The following is a 24,499-nucleotide window of genomic DNA, read 5'->3' as shown; positions in this document are numbered from 1 at the left end:
ATTTCCAACCGGTTGCCGAATTGCCAAGAGTCGCGATGACCCGCGCGGCCGGATGGACGAGGGGTGCGAGCGGGGCGTGATCGCCCCCGCGCTCGCTTGTCAAATTCGTTACCGGAGACTTTCCCCAGGTCAGAGCAGGTTTCACGAACGTCGAGACAAAATTGATCTGTGATCACATCTTGTCAGACCTCGGTGAAGGTGCGAAGTTACCTGCCATCACCGAGCCCTGAAGACTTCCGACACAGGGCCCATGTCGTGATTAATCCGCTCAGGCATTTCAGCCACAGGGAGAGTCATGAAGCGTCTACGCGATTCACGTCTGGTTCGCTTCGGGGCGATCGCCGGATCCGTCGCCCTCATCGGGTCGACGGCGGCGTGCGGGTCGTCCGCCACCGATTCGTCCACCACCGCGGCGGACACCGTGTCGAAGAAGGTCGACTCGATCGCCGCCATGGTTCCCAAGTCGATCGCCTCGAAGGGGACCTTGACGATCGCCGCCGCCACCTACCCGCCCGCGGTGATCGAGCCGGCCAACGGCGCGACTCCCACCGGCTGGGACATCGAGAACGTGCGTCAGATCGCCGCGGTCCTGGGCCTGAAGGTCCAGATCAAGATCGCCCCGTTCAACGGCATCATCACCGGCCTGCAGGCAGGCCGTTACGACGCCGCGACCGGGGAGATCTACGCGACGGACGAGCGCACGGCGACCGTCACATTCGTGACCAACCACTCGTCGAGCGACGCCCTCATGGTGCCTGTCGGCAGCAAGATAACCAGCGCCGCCAGCGAAACGGATCTCTGCGGTCACACGCTGGCCGCATCGCTCGGTTCCGCCGAGGCGGCGCTGGCCGAGAAGCTCGCCGACAAGTGCAAGAGCGCCGGCAAAGACCCGATCACCGTCAAGACCTTCGACTCGCAGGCCAACGTCAACCTCGCCCTGAAGGGCGGCCGGGTCGACGCGGCGGTCAGCAGCGCGAGCCAGGTGGCCTATGTGATGAGCCAGGCCAAGAACCAGTTCAACCTGGTCGAGTTGGACTGGGCCCCCAAGTACAAGACCGGCATGGTGCTGGCGCGCAACAGCGACACCGAGAAGTTCGCCGAAGCGGTTCAGGCGGCCACCGACCACCTGATCGAGAACGGTGAACTGCAGAAGATCCTCGACAAGTTCAACGCCGGCCAGGGGCTGATCAAGAAGGCCGAGATCCTTCCCGCGACGGGGAGCAACTGATGAAAGCAACCACCGTCATGGACTCCACACGCGTGGACCCGTCCGCCACCCCGCCCTCGGAACTCGTTCCGATGCGCTATCCCGGCCGGCGCCTCGCCGCCCTGCTCGTTCTCCTCGTAGCGGCGAATCTGGGCTACTCCATGATGACCAACGCCAACTTCGAGTGGCCGGTCGTCTGGGACTACCTGTTCCACCCCGAGATCATGGCGGGCCTGCGCACCACACTGATCCTCACCGCGTCGTCCATGACGCTGGGCATCATCCTCGGGATCATTCTGGCCGCCTGCCGGATGTCGGAGAACCGGGTGCTCTCCACGCTGTCGGGCGCCTACCTGTGGTTCTTCCGAGGTACGCCGCTCCTCTCCAGCTGATCTTCTGGTTCAACCTCTCGGCCCTCTACCCCCGGTTGTCGCTCAGCGTGCCGTTCGGCGGGCCTGAGATCGTCGGCGCGGCCACCAACGGCGTGCTGAACCTGTGGGCCGTCGCCATCATCGGCCTGACCCTGAACGAGTCGGCCTACATGGCCGAGATCGTGCGCGGTGGCCTTCTCTCGGTGCCCAAGCACCAGAGCGAGGCGGCCATCGCGCTCGGGATGAACCGGTGGCTGACCTTCCGCAGGGTGGTCCTCCCCCAGGCGCTGCGGGTGATCGTCCCGCCCACCGGCAACCAGGTCATCGGCATGCTGAAGCACTCCTCGCTGGTGAGCATCATCGCTCTCGCCGACCTGCTGTACTCGGCGCAACTGATCTACTCGCAGAACTTCCGCACCATCCCGCTGCTCGTCGTGATCTCGCTCTGGTACCTGGTGTGTACCACTGTCCTGTCCTACGCCCAGAGCCACATCGAGCGTCACTACGGGCGCGGCGTCCACGTCGGCGGGCAACGACCCGGCGGACTCGCCAAGCTCCGCTCGCTCGGATCCCGGCTCTCGCAGCGGTCCCAGTCGAACGACAACCCGACTCCGGCGTAACCGGCGTAACGAAAGGACCGGTGAAGATCCGATGAGCGCAACGACATCAGCACCCGACGGCACTGACACCTCGATGGCCGATCCCATCGTCCGGATCATCGACCTCCACAAGAGCTTCGGACCCGTCGAGGTCCTCAAGGGCGTAGACCTGGAGGTGCACCGCGGCCAGGTGGTCGTCATCCTCGGACGCTCCGGCTCGGGCAAGAGCACCATGCTGCGCTGTGTCAATCACCTCGAGCGCCCGTCCCGCGGCACCGTCGTCGTGGACGGCGAGGTGATCGGTTACCGCATCAAGGGCGACAAGCTGCACGAACTGTCGCCCTCGGCCATCGCGAAGCAGCGCACCAAGACCGGCATGGTCTTCCAGGCCTACAACCTCTTTCCGCACATGACGGTGCTGGAGAACCTCATCGAAGCGCCTCGCCGCGTCAAGGGCGTGGACAAGGCCCAGGCCGTGACGGACGCACGGCAGGCGCTGGAGGAAGTGAGCATGGCCCACAAGGCCGATGTCTACCCCAGCACCCTGTCCGGCGGCCAGCAGCAGCGCGTGGCGATCGCGCGAGCCCTGGTCATGAAGCCCAGCGTCATGCTCTTCGACGAGCCGACCTCGGCCCTGGACCCCGAGCTGGTCGGTGAGGTGCTGGCGGTCATGAAACGGCTGGCGACCAGCGGCATGACGATGATGGTGGTCACCCATGAGATCGGCTTCGCCCGCGGCGTCGCCGACGAGGTGGTCTTCATGTCCGAGGGACGGCTCGTCGAGAAGGGGCCGCCGTCCCAGGTCATCGACGCGCCCGTACACGAGTCGACGCGCACCTTCATCGACAGCATCCTTTGACCCCTCCCCCAGCTCAGCCCTCCCCGAGCTGAAGCAGGGAGATTCAGATGGCGTCGCGGATGGCCTGTTCGAAGCCCTCGACATGGCTGCGGGCGAGCCGGGCCGCCGTGTCGGAGTCACCTGCGACGATCGCCTCGATCAACGGCTTGTGCTCTTCGACGTGGCCGGCCATGCCGGGCAGTCGGTCGATGAACAGGCACCAGATACGGGTCGCCAGGTTGTCGTGGCGGACGAGGGTGTCCTCCAGGTACGGGTTGTGCGTGGCGGCGTAGGTGGCGCGGTGCACCCGGAGGTCCAGGCGCATGAGCTCGGCGGCGTCGTGCCGACGGGAGTCCACGCTCTCCAGGTCCCGCAGCAGGGCCGTCAGGGTCGCGCGATCCGTGGCCGTGGCGCGCCGCGCGGCCTGGGCGGCGGCCAGGGGTTCCAACTCCTGGCGTACCTCGGAGATGTGGGCCAGGTCGGTGATGTTGACGTCGGTGGCGAAGGTGCCGCGTCGGGGATAGGTCGTGATCAGGCGCTCGTACTGGAGCCGCTTGAGTGCCTCGCGCACCGGGGTCCGTCCGACGCCGAGGGACTGGGCCAGTTGGTCCTCGTTGATCGGCGCGCCCGGTCGGATGTCGAGCATCACGAGCTGGTCGCGGATGGCGCGGTAGGCGCGCTCGGCGAGGGAGAGCTCCTCGCCCGTGGGCTCGGTCGCCACCTGCTGCATGAAGCCCCCTACCTGCTGCATGAGGCCCCCTTGACCTGTTCGGCAGACTCCCATACCGTACCGCAGAGGCTGATATATCAGTTGCTCTTTAGTTGGCTCTCAGGATGGTGCACAGATGGCAACGAACCCGTCGCTCACCCCGGTCGCCTCCCCTCTCTCCCGCCCGCTCAGCGTGCTCGACCCGGAGGTCGCCGCCGCGGTGGACGCCGAGCTGCGGCGTCAGCAGTCGACCCTCGAGATGATCGCCTCGGAGAACTTCGCCCCGGCCGCGGTCATGGAGGCCCAGGGCTCGGTCCTGACCAACAAGTACGCCGAGGGCTACCCGGGCCGCCGCTACTACGGCGGCTGCGAACACGTCGACGTCATCGAGCGGCTCGCCATCGACCGGGTGAAGGAACTGTTCGGCGCCGAGGCCGCCAACGTGCAGCCGCACTCGGGCGCCCAGGCCAACGCGGCCGCGATGTTCGCGCTACTCGACCCCGGCGACACGATCCTCGGCCTCGACCTGGCGCACGGCGGGCACCTGACCCACGGCATGCGCCTCAACTACTCCGGCAAGCTCTACAACGTCGTGCCCTACCACGTACGCGAGTCCGACCTGCGCATCGACATGGACGAGATCGAGCAACTCGCCCTCGCGCACCGGCCCAAGATGATCGTCGCCGGCTGGTCGGCCTACCCCCGCCGGCTGGACTTCGCCGAGTTCCGGAGGATCGCCGACTCGGTGGGCGCGTATCTGATGGTGGACATGGCGCACTTCGCCGGCCTGGTGGCCGCCGGCCTCCACCCGAACCCGGTGCCCTACGCCGACGTCGTGACGACCACCACCCACAAGACCCTCGGTGGCCCGCGCGGCGGCGTGATCCTCAGCCGTGCGGGCCTCGCCAAGAAGATCAACTCCGCGGTCTTCCCGGGCCAGCAGGGTGGCCCGCTGGAGCACGTCATCGCGGCAAAGGCGGTGGCCTTCAAGGTGGCGGCGGGAGAAGAGTTCAAGGAGCGCCAGCAGCGCACCCTGGACGGCGCCCGCATCCTCGCCGGACGGCTGCTGTCCGACGATGTGGCCGAGGCCGGGATCACGGTGCTGACCGGTGGCACCGAAGTGCACCTGGTCCTCGTCGACCTGCGGAACTCCGCGCTCGACGGGAAGCAGGCCGAGGACCGGCTGCACCGCGTCGGCATCACCGTCAACCGCAACGCGGTGCCGTTCGACCCCCGTCCGCCGATGATCTCCTCCGGGCTACGGATCGGCACCCCCGCCCTGGCCACCCGCGGCTTCGGCGCGGAGGAGTTCCGCGAGGTCGCCGACATCATCGCCCAGGCCCTCAAGGACGAGCAGCTCGGCGACGAGCGCGCGGGCCTGTTGCGCGACCGGGTCGAGAAGCTCGCCTCCGCCTTCCCTCTCTACCCCCACCTGAACGGAGACGCGGCATGACCAGCACGCCGCTGCCGGAGCACCCGGACTTCCTCTGGCGCAACCCCGAGCCGCGCTCCTCGTACGACGTCGTCATCATCGGCGCGGGAGGCCACGGCCTGGCCACCGCCTACTACCTGGCCAAGAACCACGGCATCACCAACGTGGCCGTCCTGGAGAAGGGGTGGCTGGCGGGCGGCAACATGGCCCGCAACACCACGATCATCCGCTCGAACTACCTGTGGGACGAGAGCGCGGCGATCTACGAGCACGCGCTCAAGCTGTGGGAGCAGCTCCCGGAAGAACTGGGCTACGACTTCCTGTTCAGCCAGCGCGGTGTCCTCAACCTCGCGCACACCCTGCAGGACGTCCGCGAGGGCATGCGCCGCGTCAACGCCAACCGCCTCAACGGCGTCGACGCCGAGTGGCTCACCACGGAAGAGGTCGGCGAGGTCTGCCCGATCGTCAACCTCTCCCCGCGCACCCGTTACCCGGTCCTCGGCGGCACCTTCCAGCCGCGCGCCGGCATCGCCAAGCACGACCACGTGGCCTGGGCGCTGGCCCGCCGGGCCGACGAGATGGGTGTCGACCTCATCCAGGGCTGCGAGGTCACAGGTTTCCTCAAGGACGGCGACCGGGTCGTCGGCGTCGAGACCAACCGCGGCCGTATCCACGCCGGCCGGGTCGGACTTGCGGCCGCCGGGCACAGCAGCGTGCTGGCCGAGCGGGCCGGTTTCCGGCTGCCGATCCAGTCGCATCCGCTGCAGGCGCTGGTGTCCGAACTGCACGAGCCCGTGCACCCGACGGTCGTCATGTCGAACCACGTGCACGTCTACGTCTCCCAGGCCCACAAGGGCGAGTTGGTGATGGGCGCGGGCGTCGACTCCTACAACGGCTACGGTCAGCGCGGCTCCTTCCATGTGATCGAGCAGCAGATGGCCGCCGCCGTGGAGCTGTTCCCCGTCTTCGCCCGCGCGCACGTGCTGCGGACCTGGGGCGGCATCGTCGACGTCACCCCGGACGCCTCCCCGATCATCGGCACCACACCGGTGGAGAACCTCTACGTCAACTGCGGCTGGGGCACCGGCGGTTTCAAGGCCACTCCGGCCGCCGGCTGGGCCTTCGCGCACACCATCGCCACAGGCGAGCCGCATCCGCTGAACGCCCCCTTCGCCCTCGAACGCTTCACGACGGGCGCGTTGATCGACGAGCACGGCGCCGCAGCCGTGGCCCACTGAGGAGGACACCGTGCTGCTGATCACCTGCCCATGGTGCGGACCACGGGACGAGACCGAGTACCACTACGGCGGACAGGCCCACGTCCCCCACCCCGAGACCCCCGCCGACCTCACCGACGAGCAGTGGGCCGAGTACGTCTTCTACCGCGACAACCCCAAGGGCCCCTTCGCCGAGCGGTGGATGCACAGCACCGGCTGCCGGCGCTGGTTCAACGTCCTGCGCGACACCGTGAACTACGAGGTGCTCGCCGCCTACCGGCTCGACGAGCCCCGCCCCGAACTGCCCCAGGCCGGAGGGAACCGATGACCGACCAGCACTTCCGGCTGCGGCAAGGAGGCCGCGTAGACCGCGGCACCGTGCTGCGATTCACCGTCGACGGACGGGAGTTGACCGGGCACCCCGGCGACACCGTCGCCTCGGCGATGCTGGCGAACGGCCTCGTCGAGGTCGCTCCGTCGATCTACCGCGGCCGCCCGCGTGGCATCGTCTCCGCCGGTGTCGAGGAACCCAACGCCCTGTTGCAGATCGGTGGTTCGTACTCGGAGGGCATGCTGCCGGCGACGGCGGTGGAGCTCTACGACGGCCTGTCCGCCACGACACTGTCCGGCATGGGCCGACTCGACCCATCCCCCGACCCCGCCGTCTACGACAAGAAGTACGTGCACACCGACGTCCTCGTCGTCGGCGCCGGACCGGCCGGACTCGCGGCCGCCGCCGCTGCCGCCGGCTCCGGCGCCCGCGTGATCCTCGTCGACGACCAGCCCGAGCCCGGCGGTTCGCTGCTCTCCGGTGCGCAGGCCGACCTCACGTGGGTCGCCGACGTCCGCGCGGCGCTCGACGCCGCCCCCGAGGTCGTCGTACTGCAACGCACCATGGCCTTCGGCTCGTACGACGACAACTACGTGCTGGCTCTCCAGCGCCGCACCGACCACCTGGGCGCGGACGCCCCCGAAGCCGCCACCGGTGTCTCGCGCCAGCGGCTGTGGCACATCCGGGCCCGCCAGGTGGTCCTCGCGACCGGCGCGCACGAGCGTCCGCTGGTCTTCGCCGGCAACGACCGGCCCGGGGTGATGCTGGCCGCGGCCGTGCGTACGTACCTCAACCGGTATGCGGTGGCGCCCGGTTCGCGGGCCGTGGTGAGCACGACCAACGACAGCGTGTACGACACGGTCGCCGACCTGCACGCCGCCGGGATCGCCATCGCCGCCGTGGTGGACGCGCGCCCCGAGCTGTCCAGTCGGGCCGCCGAGGTCGCCGTGGCGACGGGGGTGCAGGTGCTGACGGGCAGTGCGGTGGTCGACACCGCGGGCGAGGGCCGGCTCACCGGCGTCACCGTCCAGGGCCTCGACGCCGAGGGCCAACTCACCGGCGCACCGCAGTCGTTCGACTGCGACCTGCTCGCCGTCTCCGGCGGGTGGAGCCCGGTGGTGCACCTGCACAGCCAGCGCCAGGGCAAGCTCCGCTGGGACTCCGGGCTCGTGGCGTTCGTGCCCGACGGCACCGTACGGGACCAGCAGGTCGTCGGTGCGGCGCGCGGGACGTACGACCTCGACGGCTGCCTGGCCGAAGGGGCGCGGGCCGGTGCGCGGGCCGCGACGGAGGCCGGGTTCACGGTTCCCGTGCCCGCACCGCCTTCCGGGGATGCCCAAGGCCCGGGCCCGGTGCGGGCGTTGTGGCTGGTGCCTGCCCCCGAGGGCGAACCCGGCTCCTGGGACACCCACTTCGTCGACCTGCAGCGCGACGTCACGGTCGCCGACGTCTGGCGCTCCACCGGCGCCGGCATGCGCGGTGTCGAGCACGTCAAGCGCTACACCTCGCTCGGCACAGCCAACGACCAGGGCAAGACGTCCGGCGTCAACGCGATCGGCGTGATCGCCGAGGCGCTCGGCGGTTCACTGGGAGAGATCGGCACCACGGCCTATCGGGCGCCCTACACACCTGTCGCCTTCGCCGCCCTGGCCGGGCGGGAGCGCGGCGAGCTGTTCGATCCGGAGCGCACGACCTCCGTCCACGACTGGCATGTCGCGCACGGGGCGTTGTTCGAGGACGTCGGGCAGTGGAAGCGCCCCTGGTACTTCCCCCTGCCCGGTGAGGACATGGACGCCGCCGTGGCCCGCGAGTGCTGTGCGGCCCGTGAGGGGGTGGCGGTCCTGGACGCCTCCACCCTCGGCAAGATCGAGATCTGGGGCGCGGACGCGGGCGAGTTCCTCAACCGCATTTACACCAACGCCTTCAAGAAGCTCAAGCCCGGCCTCGCCCGCTACGGCGTCATGTGCAAGCCCGACGGCATGATCTTCGACGACGGCGTGACCCTGCGCCTCGACGACAACCGCTACTTCATGACCACCACGACCGGCGGCGCCGCCAATGTCCTGGACTGGCTGGAGGAGTGGCTGCAGACCGAGTGGCCCGAACTCGACGTCCACTGCACCTCGGTGACCGAACAGTGGACGACGATCGCCGTCGTCGGCCCCAAGTCACGCGAGGTCGTCGCCCAGCTCGCGCCCGACGTCGACCTGTCCGCCGAGGCGTTCCCCTTCATGGCCTTCCGCGAGACCACCCTGGCCTCCGGTATCCCGGCCCGCATCTGCCGGATCTCCTTCTCCGGCGAACTCGCCTACGAGATCAACGTCTCCGCGTGGTACGGCCTCTCCGTCTGGGAGCAGGTGTACGAGGCGGGGCAGCCGTACGGCATCACCCCGTACGGCACCGAGACGATGCACGTCCTGCGCGCCGAGAAGGGCTACATCATCGTCGGCCAGGACACCGACGGCACCGTCACCCCGCAGGACGCGGGCATGTCCTGGGTGGTCTCCAAGCAGAAGGACTTCATCGGAAAGCGGTCCTACACCCGCGCCGACACCGCCCGCACCGACCGCAAGCAACTGGTCGGCCTGCTACCGGCGGACCGCACGACCCGGCTGCCCGAGGGTACCCAACTCGTGGCCCCCGACATCCCCTTGGAGACGGTGCCCGTGCCGATGCTCGGCCACGTCACCTCCAGCTACCACAGTCCGGCCCTCGGCCGCCCCTTCGCCCTCGCCCTCGTGGCCGGCGGGCGGGCCAGGATCGGCGAGACCCTGCTCGCCCCGGTGGGCGACGAGCTGGTGCCCGTCGAGGTGGCCGACTTCGTCCTCTACGACCCCGAAGGGACCAAGCGAGATGGCTGAGCTGACCGAGGCCGGCCCGGTGCACCTGCGCCGCAGCCCGCTGGCACATCTGGAAGAGCGGATGCGCGCCGCCGCCGTCACGGGCGCCCGCGGCGTCACGCTGGCCGAGTGGCCGTTCGTCACCATGGTGAACCTGCGCGTCGACCCCGCCTCCGAGGCGGCCGACCGCATCGGGAAGACCCTGGGGGCACCACTCCCCCGGCAGTGCGGCGACACCTCCGCATCCGGCCCACACACCGTCGTCTGGCTCGGGCCCGACGAGTGGCTCGTGCTGTCCCAGGCCGAAGAGACCGTCGTGGCCGCCGAGTTGAAGGAGGCACTCGGAGGAGACCCGGGCTCGGCCGTGGACGTCTCGGCGAACCGCACCACGCTGGAGCTGAGCGGCCCGGCCGCCCGGCAGGTGCTGGAGAAGGGCTGCCCGCTGGACCTGCATCCCCGGGTCTTCGGTCCCGGCCGGGCGGTGTCGACGATGGTGGGACATGTCGCCGTGCTGCTCTGGCAGGTCGACGAGACGCCGACGTATCGGCTCTTCCCACGCTCCTCGTTCGCCGACTACCTGGCGCGCTGGCTCATCGACGCGATGAGCGAGTACCACGGTCCGGAGGTGCCCTGATGGACACCACACCGGATGTCGAGTACGTCCTCACCCTCGACTGCCCCGAAGGTCCCGGCATCGTGCTGGCCGTCTCGCGGTTCCTGGTCGAGCACGGCAGCGACATCATCGACAACCAGCAGTTCGGCGACCGCCGTGACGGCCACTTCTTCATGCGGGTGCACTTCACCTCCTCCGGCGGCGAGAGCACGACGGAGACCCTGCGCCGCGACTTCGCCACCATGGCGGCCCCCTTCGCCATGCGGTGGCACCTCGAACCGGTCAGCACCCGGCGCCGCGTGCTGATCATGGCGTCCCGCTACGGCCACTGCCTCAACGACCTGCTCTTCCGCACCCGCAGCGGCGACCTGCCCATCGACGTGGTCGGGGTGGTCTCCAACCACCGCGACCACGAGTCGCTCGTCGCCTGGCACGGCATCCCGTTCTTCCACGTGCCGGTCACCGCCGCGACCAAACCCGAGGCCGAGGCCCGACTCCTGGAGATCATCGACGAGTTCGCCGTCGACCTGGTCGTGCTGGCGCGCTACATGCAGGTGCTCTCGAACGACCTGTGCAACCGGCTGGCCGGCCAGATGATCAACATCCACCACTCGTTCCTGCCCAGCTTCAAGGGCGCCAAGCCCTACCACCAGGCCCACGAACGTGGCGTCAAGCTCGTCGGCGCGACGGCCCACTACGTCACCGCCGACCTCGACGAAGGCCCGATCATCGCCCAGGAGGTCATCGGCGTCGACCACAGCCACACCCCCGACGACCTGGCCGCCATCGGCCGCGACGCGGAGTCGGCAGCCCTGGCCCGGGCGGTCCGCTGGCACTGCGAAGGCCGGGTGTTCGTCAAGGGGAGGCGCACGGTGGTCCTCCGTTAGCAGCCCGCGCGCACGGCCGACAGGGCCGGCGCGCCAGCCGCAGCGCGTCCCCACGCCGCTGCCCCGGACACACGCATCACCCGCGCGCAGCATCACCGCGAGCTCGTCCGGGGCGGCGACGGCGGTCGCGCTCGCGGGGCGGGGAAGACGTCCGGGATCTCTGTGACGGGCCCTTGGCCCTACTCGGCGCCTTGTTCGCCGGTGGCGGGCTGGGCCAGTCCGGCTGTCCACTTGTCCTCGATCCGGCCTACCTTCCACACCAGCATGGCCACCGCCCAGGTGGCGAAGAACAGTCCGACGATGACGTATCCGATGATGTTGAGGTCGAGTCCGGAGACCCGGTCCCAGAACGGACCGTGCAGGTCCGCCTGTTCGGCGATCAGGCCGAGGAGTTCGACCGTGCCGATGATGAGCGCGACGGCGACCGACAGGCCGGTGATGGTGAGGTTGTAGTAGACCTTGCGGACCGGCTTGGAGAACGCCCAGCCGTAGGCGAAGTTCATGAACGAGCCGTCGATCGTGTCCAGGAGTGACATGCCGGCCGCGAAGAGGACGGGCAGGCACAGGATCGCGTACCAGGGCAGCCCGGAGGCCGCGCCCGAACCCGCGAGGACGAGGAGCGCGATCTCGGTCGCGGTGTCGAAGCCGAGGCCGAAGAGCATGCCCAGCGGGTACATCTGCCACGGCTTGGTGATCGACTTCATGAGGCGGCCCAGGAGGCGGTTCATGAAGCCCCGATTGTTGAGCTGCTCCTCCAGGGCCTCCTCGTCGAAGTGGCCGGTGCGCATCCGCCGGAAGACCTTCCAGATGCCCGTCATGATCACGATGTTGATGATCGCGATGACGTAGAGGAACGTCCCGGAGACGGTGGTGCCGATCCAGCCGGTGATGTCGTGCAGTTGGGAGTCGTCGTTCTCGACCGGTCCGGCCACCGCCTTCACGCCGAGGGAGAGCAGGAGGGCGAGCACGAAGACGATGGTGGAGTGGCCCAGCGAGAACCAGAAGCCGACCGACAGCGGGCGCTGCCCCTCGCTCATCAGCTTGCGGGTGGTGTTGTCGATGGCGGCGATGTGGTCGGCGTCGAAGGCGTGCCGCATGCCGAGCGTGTAGGCGGTGACGCCGATGCCGACACCGAAGGTCTTGGTGCCCAGGCTGTAGTGCTCCGGGGCGACGATCGCGACCAGTGTGAACCAGCCGATGATGTGCAACGCCATGACGAAGGCGGCCATCCCGCCGAGGCTCGCCCACTCCTTGCGGGTCATCGACGTACGGATGCGGTGCCACGAGACGCCGCGTCCGCCGACTGTCATGGCCGGGCGGGCGGAATCGGGAGCGGTGAGCATGGGGACGGTGGCCTTACGTCTCGGCAAGTGGCTGTCTTCAGCCACACCCTCCAGGCTTCTGCGAATGAGTTGCAGGTACAAGCTTAGAGCGGCAAAGACCGGGCCAGGTTTCGGCCAGCGGCGGGAAAAGCTCGCCGACGACGAGCTCATCCCCGGTGGACCACCTGCGGCAGATCGAGCGCCGAGGCCACTGGGGTGAGCGGTCAGTCCTCTGCGGGTACCACCCGGGTCACCTTGCCGGTGATGTCGGCCTCCAGGAAGCCGGTCTGGTGGTACTTGTCGGTCAGGTAGACGGTCATGTCAGCCGGAGTGTCGAAGGTGTCGTTGGGCCCGCTCACCGACAGGTAACGGGATTCCGGATCCGAGATGTTGAGTTTCCTGTCCGCCTCCTTGAGGAGTGCCGGGACTTTGTCCCACTTGAAGCCGTCCAGGCTGACGGGCTGATTGCCGCCGGACAGGGTGCCCGAGCTGGAGCCCTTCTCCACGCCCTGTCCGGGACGGTAGCTGTAGACGTCGTACTTGCTGTTGCTGCCGCTGACCATCATCTGGGCCGACACGTAGTCCGCGTAGACGCTGAAGTGACCGAACATGTCCCGGCCGGACTCCTTCTTGATCGCCTTGATGGCGGTGCGGATGGCGTCCGGGGTAAGCATGTTGGCGCTCTCCGGCTCCTGGGACTGCTCGGCGGCCGGGGCAGCGGTGGTCTGCGAACCGGTCGTCGACGGCCCCGACGTGCTCGACGAGGCGTCCGCGCCCGAGTCCCCGGTGCCGTCCCCGAACGGCTGAAGCCACCACAGCAGGACCAGCGTGCCGGCGAGCACCGTTCCCGAGACGCTCAGCAGGACGCTCAGGCCGGGGAGTCGTCGGCGCTCGGTGCGCATGGGCGAGGTCACCGGCCGAGGCGTGGCCTGTACCGGCCCGGGGTAGGCGGGTGGCGGCCCGAACCCGGGAAAGGTTGCCGCACGCGCCGGATCGGGCGTGCCAGGGCCGTCGGGTGTGCCGGAATCGGGGCGAAGGACCGGGGGCACAGGAGTGCCGGCCGTGGGCGGCTCGGCAGCAACCCACGGGGGTGAAGGAGCTGGAGAGGCGGAGACGGACGGCGGGCTCAACGGGTAGGACGTGGGCTCCTCGCGCGAGGACCCGGGAGCGGACGGCCCCGCCTCGGCCTCGGCCAGCCGTCGCTCCAGCACGGCGGCGGACGGCCGCGCCGACGGGTCCCGTACGAGCACGCTCATCAGGACATCCCGCAGGGCACCGGCCCGCACAGGTGGCGGGACTTCGTCGTTCAGGACCGCTGCCAGGGTGGCAAGGGTGGTGGCCCGGCGCAGCGGATGGCGGCCCTCCACGGCGGTGTACAGCATCATCGCCAATGACCACAGGTCAGAGGCGGATCCGCCCTCGTGGCCCGAGATGCGCTCCGGTGCCATGAAATCGGGCGTACCGATGATGGACCCGGTGGCGGTGAGGCTGGTCGCCTCGCGGATCGCGGCGATGCCGAAGTCGGTCAGGAGGGGGCGGCCGTCGGGCCGTAGCAGGACGTTGGCGGGTTTGACGTCGCGGTGCTGGATGCCGGCGTCGTGCGCGGCACCCAGGGCGGCCAGCACCCCCCTGCCGATGCGCGCCGCCTCGGCCGGCGGCATCGGCCCCCGGGCCAGCCGGTCGGCCAGCGAGCCACCGCTGACCAACTCCATCACGAGCCAGGGGTACGTGCCCTCTCCGCCGTCGACTATGTGGTGAATCGTGACGACGTTGGGGTGGTCGATCCGGGCCAGGGCCCTGGCCTCGCGCAACACCCGCTCCCGCAGCTCCCGCGCGCCGGCCGGATCGTACTCGGCGAGGTCCCGATCAGGCGGGCGGACCTCCTTGACCGCCACCAGCCGGTGCAGCACCAGGTCCCTGGCCCGCCAGACCGTCCCCATCCCACCGCCACCGAGGCGGGCCTCCAACTCGAAGCGTCCGTCGACGACTCGTCGCCCGGTGCCTCTGTCTGACTCACTCATATGCCGGAGCTTAATTGCCCCCACCGACACCATCCGCAGCAGCGGAGCGGACAGCTCATCGGCGACAACGAACCGCCCCGCAGCCGACGCCCGGTCAACCCCCTTGCCCAACTGGATCGACCGAGAACACCCACCATGAACGCCCGCTAGACCTCTGAGCCCAGTGGAATCGCCAGGACCTCGGGAGCGTGGGGGTAGGCCGCTGACCGGTGCTGGAAGGAGAGGATCTTCGGGTTCTGGACGACCCCGTCGCGGATCTCGATGGCCTTTCTTACCGTGACGTCGGTGTCCCATGCCACCGGGCCGCTCATGACCTTGCGCAGGTAGGGAAGAAGCGCCTCACTGATTTCCCAGGTGGCGGAGTTCCACAGGTGCGACGGGCTGTGGTCCACCGCGTAGTAGTGACAGCCCGACCCGACCGAGGGCATGGGGTCGCCGAAGGTGGTCGGGTGGGCCCATCCGAAGCCCATGCCCTCGTCGCAGGCGACGTCGATGAAGAAGGTTCCCGGACGGAAGAGGGCGAGTTCCTCGTCGGTGACGAACGTGAGCGGCGCGTCGGTGTCCTGCAGGACGCAGTTGACGATGATGTCGAATCCGGCCAGGTATTCCGCCAGCGGCATGGAACCGGCCGCGGTCACTGCCCGCAGGCGCGTCGGATCGTCCTCCCGCTCCTCGAAGTGGGCCATCACCACAGAAGGCATCGGTGAGGCCACCGCCGCGGCGGCGCGCTGGGTGAGCACCGTGACGTCGGTGACCCCCATGGCGCCCAGGCCCGTGACCGCTCCGCGCGCAGTGGCGCCGAAGCTGATGACCACCGCGCGCAGGCGGCGGCCGTAGTGGCCGGTCAGCCCGCCGAGCTGCAGGGCGTGCAGCACCGAGCAGTAGCCGGCGAGTTCGTTGTTCTTGTGGAACACATGGACGCTGAAGGCGCCCGTGGAGGTCCAGTGGTTCATGGCTTCCCAGGCGATCAGGGTCAGCCGTCGGTCGATGGCGATCTGGGTCATCTTCGCGTCCTGCACGCAGTGCGGCCATCCCCACAGCACCTGGCCCTCGTGCAGCTCTGCGATGTCGTCGTGCATGGGTTTGGGCAGCAGCAGGACGTCGCACTCGGCGAGGAGTCGCTCGCGGGAGCGCAGGTCGGCCACGAGGGGGCGCAGCGCGTCGTCGGCTACGCCGAAGCGTTCGCCGTAGCCCTGTTCGAGGAAGATCCTCTCGCGTATGTCCGGGGCGATCCGGTCGAGGTGGCGGGGGTGCAGCGGCAGCCGGAACTCGTTCTCCTTGTGGGAAGAAGCAAGTACTCCGAGACTCATCAGGCTCATGTGGGGCGGCTCATTTCCTGCCGGACGCGATGCGTTCCGGTCCCTGCCGTTCCCCGAGGGCGACGCCGAAATGGATGACGGCGTGCGAGGTGCGCTCGGTAACGCCACCGTACTCCCGTCCCGGCCGCGGAGCGCCCGCCGCTCGTTTGAGCTCGAAGAATCCGCAGGTCCAGGTCCCGCGGTCGCTCCTGGCGGGCGTTCGTGCGATGTCAGTGTGGCGGGCGCTCAGCGCAGCCGGTCCTTGGCCTTGTAGTAGGCGCCGCCGAAGGGCAGGAACCAGGCGGTGCCGTTGTAGAAGGGGACGGGGACCTTCGGGAAGCCGAGGCCGCGCAGGGGGTTGGCTTCGGGGTGGCCGTCCATGACCTCGGCGATCGCCCGGCCCATGTAGGTGGCCATCTGGACGCCGTGGCCGCAGTACCCCATGGAGTAGTACAGGCCGTTCACCTCGCCCGCGTGCGGGATGCGGTCCCAGGAGAAGCCGACGCTGCCGCCCCACACGTAGTCGATCCGGACGTCGGCCAACTGCGGGAAGATCTCCGTCAGTTCCCGCTTCAGGACGTCTCCGCTCCTCAGATCGGAGGCGGGGTTGGAGGGCGCGAAGCGGGCCCGGCCGCCGAAGGCGAGGCGGTGGTCCGGCGTGAGGCGGATGTAGTGGCCGATGTTCTTGGAGTCGACCACCAGGCGGGAGTTGGGGATGAGTTCGCGGGCGCGCTCCTCGCCGAGCGGTTCGGTGACGACGATGAAGCTGCCGACGTTGATCAACCGCTTGCGGAACCAGGGCATCGCCTTGTCGGTGTACGCGTCCGTGGCGGCCATGACCTGTTTGGCGCGGATGGTGCCGTGCAGGGTCTCGACCAGGAAGCCGCCGTCCGGCAGTCGGGTGAGGCCGGTGGCCGCGTTGCGTTCGTGGATCTGCGCGCCGGCGCGTTCGGTGGCCTCGGCGAGGCCGTGGACGTACTTGCCGACGTGGAGTCCCGCGCTGAGCGGGTCGAGGAGGGCGCCGTGGTAGTAGTCCGAGGCCAGCTCCGACCTGAGTGCGCTTGGGGAGAGCAGGGTGGTCTCGTGGTCGAAGTTCTGGGCCAGGTCGCGCTGAGTGGCCTTCATCGCCTCGAAGTGCTGCGGCTTGTACGCCACTCCCAGGCGCCCGGAGCGGTTGAAGTCGCAGTCGATCTGCTCCTTGTGCGTCAGCTCCTCCACGACGTCGACGGCCTCGCGGAACGCGCCGTACAGCTCGCGGGCGCGCTGTTGTCCGAAGCGCTTGCGGGCCTCGGCGACGCCGATGGTGATGCCCTGGGTGCACATGCTGCCGTTGCGGCCAGACGCACCGGAGCCGACTTTGTCCTTCTCTACGAGGACGACGTGGGCGCCCTTGCCGGCGGCGTGGTAGGCGGTGGACAGGCCGGTCAGGCCGCCGCCGATGACGACCACGTCGGCCGACTCGGGCAGGTCCCTGCCCGAGCGGTCGGGCAGGGGCGGGGCGGTGTCCAGCCAGTAGGGGATCTGCTTCATGGCGGGGCTCCTGATCAGCAGCCGAGGAGGGCGGGCAGGCCGGACAGGTCGGGCAGTTCGTCGTAGGGCTGGTAGGCGGTGCTGCCGGGGCGGCCGTAGCGGTTGATCCACACGCGGCGCTTCAGGCCGAGGTCACGGGTGGGGATCAAGTCGTACTCCCAGCCCTGGGCGGTGTGGATGACCTGGGACGGGTCGACGCCGATGGTCTGGTAGGCGTGCTCGAAGGTCTGGCGGTCCGGCTTGTACGCCTTCGCCTGCTGGGCGGTGATGACGTGGTCGAACTCGACGCCGATGTGGGCGATGTTCTGCGCGATGAGCTCATCGTCGGTGTTGGAGATGATGGCGATCTCGTAGCGGGCCTTCAACGCGCGCAGGGCGTCCGGGACTTCGGGGAAGGGACCGAAGGTGGGGACGGCCTCGACGAGGGCGTCGCCGTCGGATGCGCGGTACTCCAGGCCGTGCAGGCGCATCGCCATCCGAAGGCTGGAGTGCAGGACCTCGTGGTACGGGCGGTAGGGCTCGAGGACTGCCTGGAAGCGCATGACGCGGAAGTCGTCCATGAACTCGTCGACGTCCAGGCCATCCAGGTCGAGTCGGTCGGCGAGGACCTTGAGGGTGGTCGGGCCGAGCTGGAAGTCGACCAGGGTGCCGTAGGCGTCGAAGGTGACGATCTCTCGCATGAAGTCAGCCTCGTTTCAGGGGAGTTCAGGGGGGTCAGGGGTTGGGCTTCGGTGGTCAGACGACCCGTTCGCCGGGGTGCACGATCTCGTCGAGTGCCGCCAGGTCGGCCGCGTCGGGGATCCAGTCGGCCGCGGCCGCGTTGGCGGTGACCTGCTCGGGGGTCATCGCTCCGCAGATGACCGAGCCGACGGCCGGGAGGGCGGCGAGTCCGCCGACGGCCACCTGCAGCAGGGTCAGTCCGCGTGTGGTGCCGTAGGCGGTGAGTGCCTCGACGCGGTCGAGGGCGGCGTCGGTGAGCCAGCCCTGCCGCCAGGACAGCCGACTGCCGGGCGGGGGCTGTTCGCCGCGCCGGTACTTGCCGCTGAGCAGGCCGTTGGCGAGCGGGTAATACGGCAGCAGACCGACGCCGGCGCGCAGACAGGCGGGGATCAGGTCGGTGTCCGCGCTGCGGTCGAGGAGGTGGTAGCGGGCCTGGGTGCTGACGAAGGCGTCGGTGAGTTGCGCGGCGGGGAGGTTGGAGCAGCCGATGTGGCGGATCTTGCCCTCGGCGATGAGGTCGCGCAGGGCTGCGAGGGTTTCGGCGAGCGGGGTGGCGCCGTCGGGCTCGTGGTACTGGTACAGGTCGATCCGGTCGGTGCCCAGCCGGCGCAGGGAGGCTTCGACGGCGTACCGGATATAGGGGCGGGAGCCGCGGGGACCGTGTTGGGCGGCCTCCCCGTCGGGGGACATCTCCATGCCGAACTTGGTGGCGAGGACGATGTCGTCGCGGTGGCCCTTGAGGGCGGCGCCGAGGAGTCGCTCACCGTCGCCGCGTGCTCCCCCGCTCTCGCCGAAGCCGCCGTACACGTCGGCCGTGTCGAACAGCGTGATTCCCGCGTCCAGCGCGGCGTGGACGACGGCCTTCGTCCCGTCCTCGTCGAGCCGGGAGCCGAAGTTGTTGCCGCCGAGGCCGACCACCGAGACGGTCGGCCCGCGCTCGCCCAGCGTGCGGTACCTCATGACCCGTTCCCGAAGCCTATGCAGACGTTCTTGGTCTGCGTGTAGCTCGCCAGCGCTTCCAGTCCTTTCTCCCGGCCCCAACCGCTGTGCTTGTAGCCGCCGAAGGGGAGCTCGATGCCGGTGCCGACGCCGGTGGCGTTGACGTAGACCTGGCCTGCCCTGATCCCTTCGGCCATGCGCATCGCCTTGTTGATGTCGCGGGTCCAGATGTACGAGGCGAGGCCGTACGGGGTGTCGTTGGCGATCGCCAGGGCTTCCTCGGTGTCGTCGAAGTCGATGACCGTGACGACGGGGCCGAAGATCTCCTCGCGGGCGCAGCGGGCCTGGTTCGTGAGGCCGGTGAGGACCGTCGGCTCGATGTAGTAGCCGTCGGCGAGTGCGGGGGCGGCGGGGGCTCCTCCCCCGGTGCGCACGTCGGCTCCCTCCTGCCGAGCCAGGTCCAAGTAGCCCTGTACCCGGTCGCGTTGGCGGGCGGCCACGAGCGGTCCGACGTCGGGGTCGTCGAGGCCTGGGCCCAGCCTCAGCGAGGCGGCATGGGCGACCAGCTTGTCGAGGAACTCCTCGGCGCCGCGTTGGAGCAGGATCCGGGTGCCGGCCGAGCAGGTCTGTCCGGCGTTGCCGAAGGCGGAGCCCGCGACGGCGCCGAGTGCCAGGTCGAAGTCGGCGTCGGCGAAGACCACGACCGGTGACTTGCCGCCCAACTCCACCACCGAGGGCACCACGTTGGCCGCAGCCGCCTGGGCGACCTTGATGCCGGTCGGCACCGAGCCGGTGAAGGTGACCTGGTCGATGTCCGGGTGTCCGGCGAGGGCGGCGCCCGTCTCGCCGTCGCCGGGCAGGACGTTCAACACGCCTGGCGGCAGTCCGCATTCGAGGGCGATGCGGCCGATCTCCAGTGGTGTGAGGGGCGCCTCCGGGGAGGGCTTGAGTACGACGGTGCAGCCGGCGGCCAGTGCCGGGGCCGAGCCCCTCGCGGTGTTCTGGAGGGGGTAGTTGAACGGGATGATCTGGCCGGAGACTCCGATCGGCTCGCGGACGGTGTAGTCGAGGAGACCGGGGCCGAGCGGGATGGTGGAGCCGCCGAGCTTGTCGGCCACGCCCGCGTAGAACTCGAAGTAGCGGGCGGTGGCCTCGACATCGGCCTTCGCCTGGCTGAGCGGCTTGCCGACGTCCCGGCTCTCCAGGCGGGCCAGTCGCTCGCCGTCCGAGCGAATCGCCGCGGCGATGCGGTTCAGGAGCCGGCCCCGGTCGGCGGAGCGCATCCGGGCCCATTCGGGTGCCGTGAAGGCCGCCTGGGCCGCGGCCACCGCCTGGTCCACGTCGGCCGCACCGGCCAGCGCGACGCGGGCGATGGGCGTCCCGTTCGACGGGTCGAGGACGGTGAAGGTACGGCCGTCGGCGGCTGGCAACTGCTTGCCGTCGACCAGCAGTTCGGTCAGCACGAGGTCATCGCTCACGGCCGGATCTCCCCCTCCACCGCACCGAAGATGACGACCTCGTCGCCGGGGTGGACCGTGCGGATCCGGCGCACCCACAGCACGACGCCGTCCTGCGGGGCGCGGACCTCCTCCAGCGTGTTGCCGTAGTGGTCGACGACGTGGGCGATCAGGTCGCCTTCCTTGCAGCTCTCCCCCGGCCCAGCGTGTCCCACGAAGAAACCGCCGGCGCTGGAGCGGGCGAAGGTTCCGGTGACCGCCGTGTAGGTGTCGCGCAGTTCGGGCTCGCCGTCGGTCATGCCGAGCTGGCGCATGATGTTGCGCACGGAGTTCATGTGCAGCTCGACGGTGGACTCGCGGTAGGTGCCGCCGCCCGCCTCGATGGTGATGGCGGGCTTGCCCGCCGCGAGCGTGGGGTGGCGGACCGTGCCGCCCCACTTGCCGCCCTTCCACACCAGCTGGTGCCCGGCGGCCAGGCCGATGCCGGTGGCCAGGTCCTCGTAGCCGCCCTGGACGATGACCAGCGGGGCGATCTCGCCGAAGGTGCCGCCGGTGTGCAGGTCGACGAGGACGTCTATGGCGGGGACGACCTGCTCGACGAAGGTGGCGGCCAGGCGCAGGGAGTACGAGCCCTCGGCGTCGCCGGGGAAGATGCGGTTGAGGTTGAGGTGGTCGAGGCCGCTGCTGCGGGCGGCGGCCTCGAAGGCCGGGGTGTTCATACAGGGGATGCCGACGAGCGTGCCGCGCAGAGTGGCCGGGTCGGTCTCGGCGAGAACGCGGCGGATGGCTTCCTGGCCGTCGTACTCGTCGCCGTGCACGCCCGCGTCCACGCACAGCACCGGGCCGGGCTCGGTGCCGTTGACGACGATCAGCGGTATGCCGAGTTCCACGCCGTAGGTGCTGGTGCCGACCGGGATCAGGCCCTGGGCGCGCTCGCCGGGGGCGACGGTCAGCGGACCGATGGAGTACATGAGTTGCTGCCTTTCGGATGCGGGGGTCACAGGCGGGCGGACGCTTCGTCGAGGGTGTCCGCGATGATGTCGGCGATACGGTCGAGAAGCTGGCGGTCGCTGATCAGCGGGGGCGCGATCTGGACCAGCGGGGCGGCGCGGTTGTAGACACGGGCGAGGAGGCCGGCCTCGCGCAGCCGGCGCGGGATGAAGTCTGCGACGAGTGCGGCGCGGGTCGGGTCGCTGAAGCCGCCGTCCTCCAGGTCGCCGACGAGTTCGCAGGCGTAGAAGAAGCCGGCGCCGCGGACGTCGCCGACGATGGGCAGGGTCGCGAGGGACGTCATGCGGGTGGCGAGGTGGTCCTGGAGGGCGCGGACGTTGTCGAGGATCCGGTCGCGTTCCATGATGTCGAGGCTGCGCAGGGCGATGGCCGCGCTCAGCGGGTGTCCGGCGAAGGTGTAGCCGTGGTTGAGGACGGCGCCGGGCTGGTTGAGGACCTCGGTGACCTTGGTGCTGACGAGGGTGGCGCCCATGGGGGCGTAGCCGGCGGTGATGCCCTTGGCGACGGTGACGATGTCGGGGCAGACGCCGTAGCGGTCGCCGCCGAACCAGTCGCCGAGCCGGCCGAACGCGGTGATCACTTCGTCGGCGACGAGCAGGAAGCCGTGGCGGTCGGCGAGCGCCCTGAGGCCGGGCCAGTAGCCCTCGGGCGGGGTGATGCAGCCGCCGCGGTTCTGCACCGGCTCGGCGATCAGCATGGCGATCGTCTCCGGGCCCTCGGCCAGGATCGCGGCCTCCAACTCGCCCAGCAGATGGGCGGTGAAGGCGGTGTCGTCCGCCAACTCGCCCGGTAGACCGAAGCGGTTGGTGTTGGACACGAATCGGGTCTCGATCGCGGGCGGGCCGTAGGGCTCCTTCAGGCCGGGGTCGTCGGTGAGGGAGAGGGCGCCGATGGTCAGGCCGTGGTAGGCGCCGCGTCGGGCGATCGCCTTGGTGCGGCCCGTATCACCGCGCAGGGCATGGTACTTGCGGGCGATCTTCCAGGCGGTCTCGACGGCTTCGGCGCCGCCGCCGGAGAAGAAGGTGTGCTCGATGTCGACGGGGGCGATCCGGGACAGCCGTTCGGCGAGTTCGATGGCGACCGGGTGCGCGGAGGCGGACCACAGCGGGCTGAAGCACAGTTCGCGCAGCTGCCGGTCGGCGGCCTCGGCGAACTCCGCGGCGTAGGAGTAGCCGAGCTGACAGCAGTACAGGCCTGAGAGGCCGTCGATGTAGCGTCTGCCGTCCGCGTCGACGACGTACGGGCCCTCGCCGCGCCGTACGACGAAGAGGTTCTCTCCCTCGGTGCCGAGCGAGCCGCCCGGGGTCATGTTCAGCAGCAGGTGTCTGGCCGCGGAGGCGGACAACTCACCTGACGGGGTGCGGGTGCTGGTGGTCATCGGGTCTCATTTCCGGCGGGTAGGCCCACGGCGGTCTCCGTCGGCAGCAGGCCGTCCTGCCTGCCGGAGCCGCCGAGCCGGCGCACCACGCCGACCAGTGCGAGGGCCACGACGGCGACCGCGATGAGCAGCGCGCTGACGGCCGTCACGGACGGGTCGACGTCGTACTGGAGGACGTTGAACACCTGGACCGGCAGCGTCACGGTGTCCACGGAGGACAGGAACTGGGAGATGAAGAACTCGTCGAAGCTGGTGATGAAGGAGAAGATCGCGGCGGCGACCAGTCCGGGCATGGCCAGCGGGAAGGTGATGCGCCGGGCGACGGTGAGACGGCCCGCTCCCATGCTGGCCGCGGCGTCCTCCAGCCGTTCGTCGATGCCTTTCAGCGTGGCCATGAGGATCATCACGGCGATCGGCGAGGCCAGCACGGTGTGGCCCAGTGCGATGGCGATCGGGCTGCCGAGCATCGCGGCGGGCTCGAAGAGCAGGAACAGGCCGAGGGCGATGACGACTTGGGGGATCACCAGCGGGGCGAGGACCAGTCCGTAGACCGCCGAGCGCAACGGCAGTTCGCTGCGGACCAGCGCGGTCGCCGCACTCAATCCGAGGACGAGGGAGAACACCGTGGTCAGCGCGGCGACCAGGGCACTCAGGGACAGAGCGGCCGGCCATTTGCTGCCGTCGGCGAACAGCTGCTTGTACCAGCCGAGCGTCCAGGAGTGGGGCGGGAAGGAGCCGAAGGCGTCGTTGCCGAAGGAGGTGACGACGATGACGACGATCGGCATCGCCAGGAAGAGCAGGATCAGGGTGGAGAAGACGGCCAGACTGATGCGTCCGGCGAGGGTGGAGCGCAGCTCGATCACGAGGCCGTACCCCGTTTCCGGTATGCCTCGCCCGCCGACTTCAGGAGCCGCAGGAGCAGGAGCCCCACGAAGGTGAGGAGCAGCAGGATGATGCCGAGCGCGGAGGCGCCGTTCCACTGGTTCTGCTTCATGACCTGCTCGTCGATGAGCGAGGCCACCATGGTCTGCTTCGGGCCGCCCATCAGGGCCGGGGTGAGGTAGTAGCCGAGGCAGAGGATGAAGCACAGCACCCCGGCGTTGACCAGTCCGGGAGCGACCAGCGGCAAGTAGACGCGACGGAAGATGGTGATCCGCCCCGCGCCCATGCTGGCCGCTGCGGCGAGCAGCCGCCGGTCGACGCCGCGCATCACGGCGTACAGGAGAAGCACGGTGTACGGGAGCATCACGGACGTGGTGCCGATGACGACCCCGACCTCGTTGTAGAGCAACTGGAAGGGTGCGCCCGGGATGTGAAGGTCCGTCAGGACATTGTTCACCACGCCGTGTTCGCCGAGCAGGATGATCCAGCCGTAGGTGCGCACCAGCGCGCTGATGAAGTGCGGGACGACGACCACCAGCATCACCAGGCCCGCCCACAGCGGCTTGAGCCGGGACACGGCGGAGGCCAGCAGGAAGCCGATGACCAGGCTGAGCAGGGAGGTCTCGGCGGAGATGCGCAGGGTGGTGAGCAGGATCTCCAGGTTGGCCCCTTGGAACGCGTCGGCGTACCAGTGCAGGGTCCAGCCGCCTTCCTCGCCCTTGAGGCTGAGGAGGAGGGTGCTGAAGATCGGGTAGACGAAGAGGATCAGGAGGTAGACGACGACCGGTGCGGCGTTGAACAGGCCGAAGCGGGTGCGGCGGTCGTTGAATGCCCGGCGCAGGCGGCCGGGTGCGACGGTGGGTGCGGGCTTCGTGGCGAGGAGGGATCCGGCCATGC

The 24,499-nt window shown here is 69.4% G+C and carries 22 protein-coding genes; 10 read left to right on the top strand and 12 right to left on the bottom strand.

Features of this window, described 5'->3' with window-relative positions:
- Nucleotides 1–295 precede the first annotated feature (295 nt).
- From AC5DRG_RS50010 to AC5DRG_RS49995, 4 genes are read left to right on the top strand one after another with little or no spacing between them, the layout of a single operon-like run.
- Entirely contained in the window at nt 296–1,228 is a 933-nt protein-coding gene (locus AC5DRG_RS50010) for a transporter substrate-binding domain-containing protein (protein WP_491807005.1), read from the top strand.
- On the top strand, nt 1,228–1,599 hold the full coding sequence (locus tag AC5DRG_RS50005) for an ABC transporter permease subunit (protein WP_491807004.1): 372 nt from the start codon (nt 1,228–1,230) through the stop codon (nt 1,597–1,599). Before AC5DRG_RS50010 ends, AC5DRG_RS50005 begins: the two co-directional genes overlap by 1 nt.
- Nucleotides 1,563–2,198, top strand: coding sequence for an amino acid ABC transporter permease (locus tag AC5DRG_RS50000; protein WP_491807003.1), 636 nt, complete (start codon nt 1,563–1,565; stop codon nt 2,196–2,198). Before AC5DRG_RS50005 ends, AC5DRG_RS50000 begins: the two co-directional genes overlap by 37 nt.
- Before the next feature lie 31 nt (nt 2,199–2,229).
- Nucleotides 2,230–3,036, top strand: coding sequence for an amino acid ABC transporter ATP-binding protein (locus AC5DRG_RS49995; RefSeq protein WP_491807002.1), 807 nt, complete (start codon nt 2,230–2,232; stop codon nt 3,034–3,036).
- Between the two features lie 43 nt (nt 3,037–3,079).
- On the opposite strand, the gene AC5DRG_RS49990 is transcribed toward AC5DRG_RS49995, so the two are convergent.
- The gene (locus tag AC5DRG_RS49990) at nt 3,080–3,745 is read right to left on the bottom strand and encodes a GntR family transcriptional regulator (protein ID WP_491813383.1); all 666 of its coding nucleotides are present in this window, start codon (nt 3,743–3,745) and stop codon (nt 3,080–3,082) included.
- Between the two features lie 115 nt (nt 3,746–3,860).
- Between AC5DRG_RS49990 and glyA the strand changes: the two genes are divergently transcribed.
- Genes glyA through purU form a run of 6 tightly spaced genes read left to right on the top strand, consistent with a single transcriptional unit; the run spans nt 3,861 to nt 11,044 of the window.
- Nucleotides 3,861–5,177, top strand: coding sequence for a serine hydroxymethyltransferase (glyA, locus tag AC5DRG_RS49985; protein ID WP_491807000.1), 1,317 nt, complete (start codon nt 3,861–3,863; stop codon nt 5,175–5,177).
- Nucleotides 5,174–6,394 carry a sarcosine oxidase subunit beta family protein gene (locus AC5DRG_RS49980; RefSeq protein ID WP_491806999.1) on the top strand — a complete coding sequence of 407 codons (1,221 nt, stop codon included), beginning with the start codon at nt 5,174–5,176 and terminating at the stop codon, nt 6,392–6,394. Before glyA ends, AC5DRG_RS49980 begins: the two co-directional genes overlap by 4 nt.
- A gap of 10 nt (nt 6,395–6,404) precedes the next feature.
- On the top strand, nt 6,405–6,701 hold the full coding sequence (locus AC5DRG_RS49975) for a sarcosine oxidase subunit delta (RefSeq protein WP_030611117.1): 297 nt from the start codon (nt 6,405–6,407) through the stop codon (nt 6,699–6,701).
- Entirely contained in the window at nt 6,698–9,565 is a 2,868-nt protein-coding gene (locus AC5DRG_RS49970) for a sarcosine oxidase subunit alpha family protein (protein WP_491806998.1), read from the top strand. The genes AC5DRG_RS49975 and AC5DRG_RS49970 overlap by 4 nt, the downstream gene beginning before the upstream one ends.
- Entirely contained in the window at nt 9,558–10,178 is a 621-nt protein-coding gene (locus AC5DRG_RS49965; RefSeq protein WP_491806997.1) for a sarcosine oxidase subunit gamma, read from the top strand. Before AC5DRG_RS49970 ends, AC5DRG_RS49965 begins: the two co-directional genes overlap by 8 nt.
- Nucleotides 10,178–11,044, top strand: a complete 867-nt coding sequence (purU, locus tag AC5DRG_RS49960) for a formyltetrahydrofolate deformylase (protein ID WP_491806995.1) — start codon at nt 10,178–10,180, stop codon at nt 11,042–11,044. The genes AC5DRG_RS49965 and purU overlap by 1 nt, the downstream gene beginning before the upstream one ends.
- A 179-nt stretch (nt 11,045–11,223) precedes the next feature.
- Here the strand turns inward: purU and nicT are convergent, their stop codons facing one another.
- The 11 genes from nicT to AC5DRG_RS49905 form a co-directional block, all read right to left on the bottom strand.
- Nucleotides 11,224–12,387, bottom strand: coding sequence for a Nickel transporter NicT (nicT, locus tag AC5DRG_RS49955; RefSeq protein ID WP_491813382.1), 1,164 nt, complete (start codon nt 12,385–12,387; stop codon nt 11,224–11,226).
- A 203-nt stretch (nt 12,388–12,590) separates the two neighbouring features.
- Nucleotides 12,591–14,387, bottom strand: coding sequence for a serine/threonine-protein kinase (locus tag AC5DRG_RS49950; RefSeq protein ID WP_491806994.1), 1,797 nt, complete (start codon nt 14,385–14,387; stop codon nt 12,591–12,593).
- A 146-nt stretch (nt 14,388–14,533) separates the two neighbouring features.
- Nucleotides 14,534–15,706, bottom strand: coding sequence for a N(5)-(carboxyethyl)ornithine synthase (locus AC5DRG_RS49945; RefSeq protein ID WP_491806993.1), 1,173 nt, complete (start codon nt 15,704–15,706; stop codon nt 14,534–14,536).
- A 225-nt stretch (nt 15,707–15,931) separates the two neighbouring features.
- Nucleotides 15,932–17,215, bottom strand: coding sequence for an NAD(P)/FAD-dependent oxidoreductase (locus AC5DRG_RS49940; protein WP_491806992.1), 1,284 nt, complete (start codon nt 17,213–17,215; stop codon nt 15,932–15,934).
- A gap of 14 nt (nt 17,216–17,229) precedes the next feature.
- Nucleotides 17,230–17,895 carry a haloacid dehalogenase type II gene (locus AC5DRG_RS49935; protein ID WP_491806991.1) on the bottom strand — a complete coding sequence of 222 codons (666 nt, stop codon included), beginning with the start codon at nt 17,893–17,895 and terminating at the stop codon, nt 17,230–17,232.
- Nucleotides 17,896–17,950: 55 nt separating this feature from the next.
- Nucleotides 17,951–18,895, bottom strand: coding sequence for an aldo/keto reductase (locus AC5DRG_RS49930; protein ID WP_491806990.1), 945 nt, complete (start codon nt 18,893–18,895; stop codon nt 17,951–17,953).
- Nucleotides 18,892–20,352, bottom strand: coding sequence for an aldehyde dehydrogenase family protein (locus tag AC5DRG_RS49925; RefSeq protein WP_491806989.1), 1,461 nt, complete (start codon nt 20,350–20,352; stop codon nt 18,892–18,894). Before AC5DRG_RS49925 ends, AC5DRG_RS49930 begins: the two co-directional genes overlap by 4 nt.
- On the bottom strand, nt 20,349–21,302 hold the full coding sequence (locus AC5DRG_RS49920) for a succinylglutamate desuccinylase/aspartoacylase family protein (protein WP_491806988.1): 954 nt from the start codon (nt 21,300–21,302) through the stop codon (nt 20,349–20,351). The genes AC5DRG_RS49925 and AC5DRG_RS49920 overlap by 4 nt, the downstream gene beginning before the upstream one ends.
- 26 nt (nt 21,303–21,328) lie before the next feature.
- Entirely contained in the window at nt 21,329–22,720 is a 1,392-nt protein-coding gene (locus tag AC5DRG_RS49915; RefSeq protein ID WP_491806987.1) for an aminotransferase class III-fold pyridoxal phosphate-dependent enzyme, read from the bottom strand.
- Complete coding sequence (locus tag AC5DRG_RS49910) at nt 22,717–23,583, bottom strand: ABC transporter permease (protein ID WP_491806986.1); 867 nt, start codon at nt 23,581–23,583, stop codon at nt 22,717–22,719. Before AC5DRG_RS49910 ends, AC5DRG_RS49915 begins: the two co-directional genes overlap by 4 nt.
- Nucleotides 23,580–24,497, bottom strand: coding sequence for an ABC transporter permease (locus AC5DRG_RS49905; protein ID WP_491806985.1), 918 nt, complete (start codon nt 24,495–24,497; stop codon nt 23,580–23,582). The genes AC5DRG_RS49910 and AC5DRG_RS49905 overlap by 4 nt, the downstream gene beginning before the upstream one ends.
- Nucleotides 24,498–24,499 lie beyond the last annotated feature (2 nt).

The organism is Streptomyces sp. JLBG701 (genome assembly GCF_058544905.1).
The sequence above is the reverse complement of the archived record's forward strand: the minus strand, read 5'-3'. Positions and strand labels throughout refer to the sequence as shown.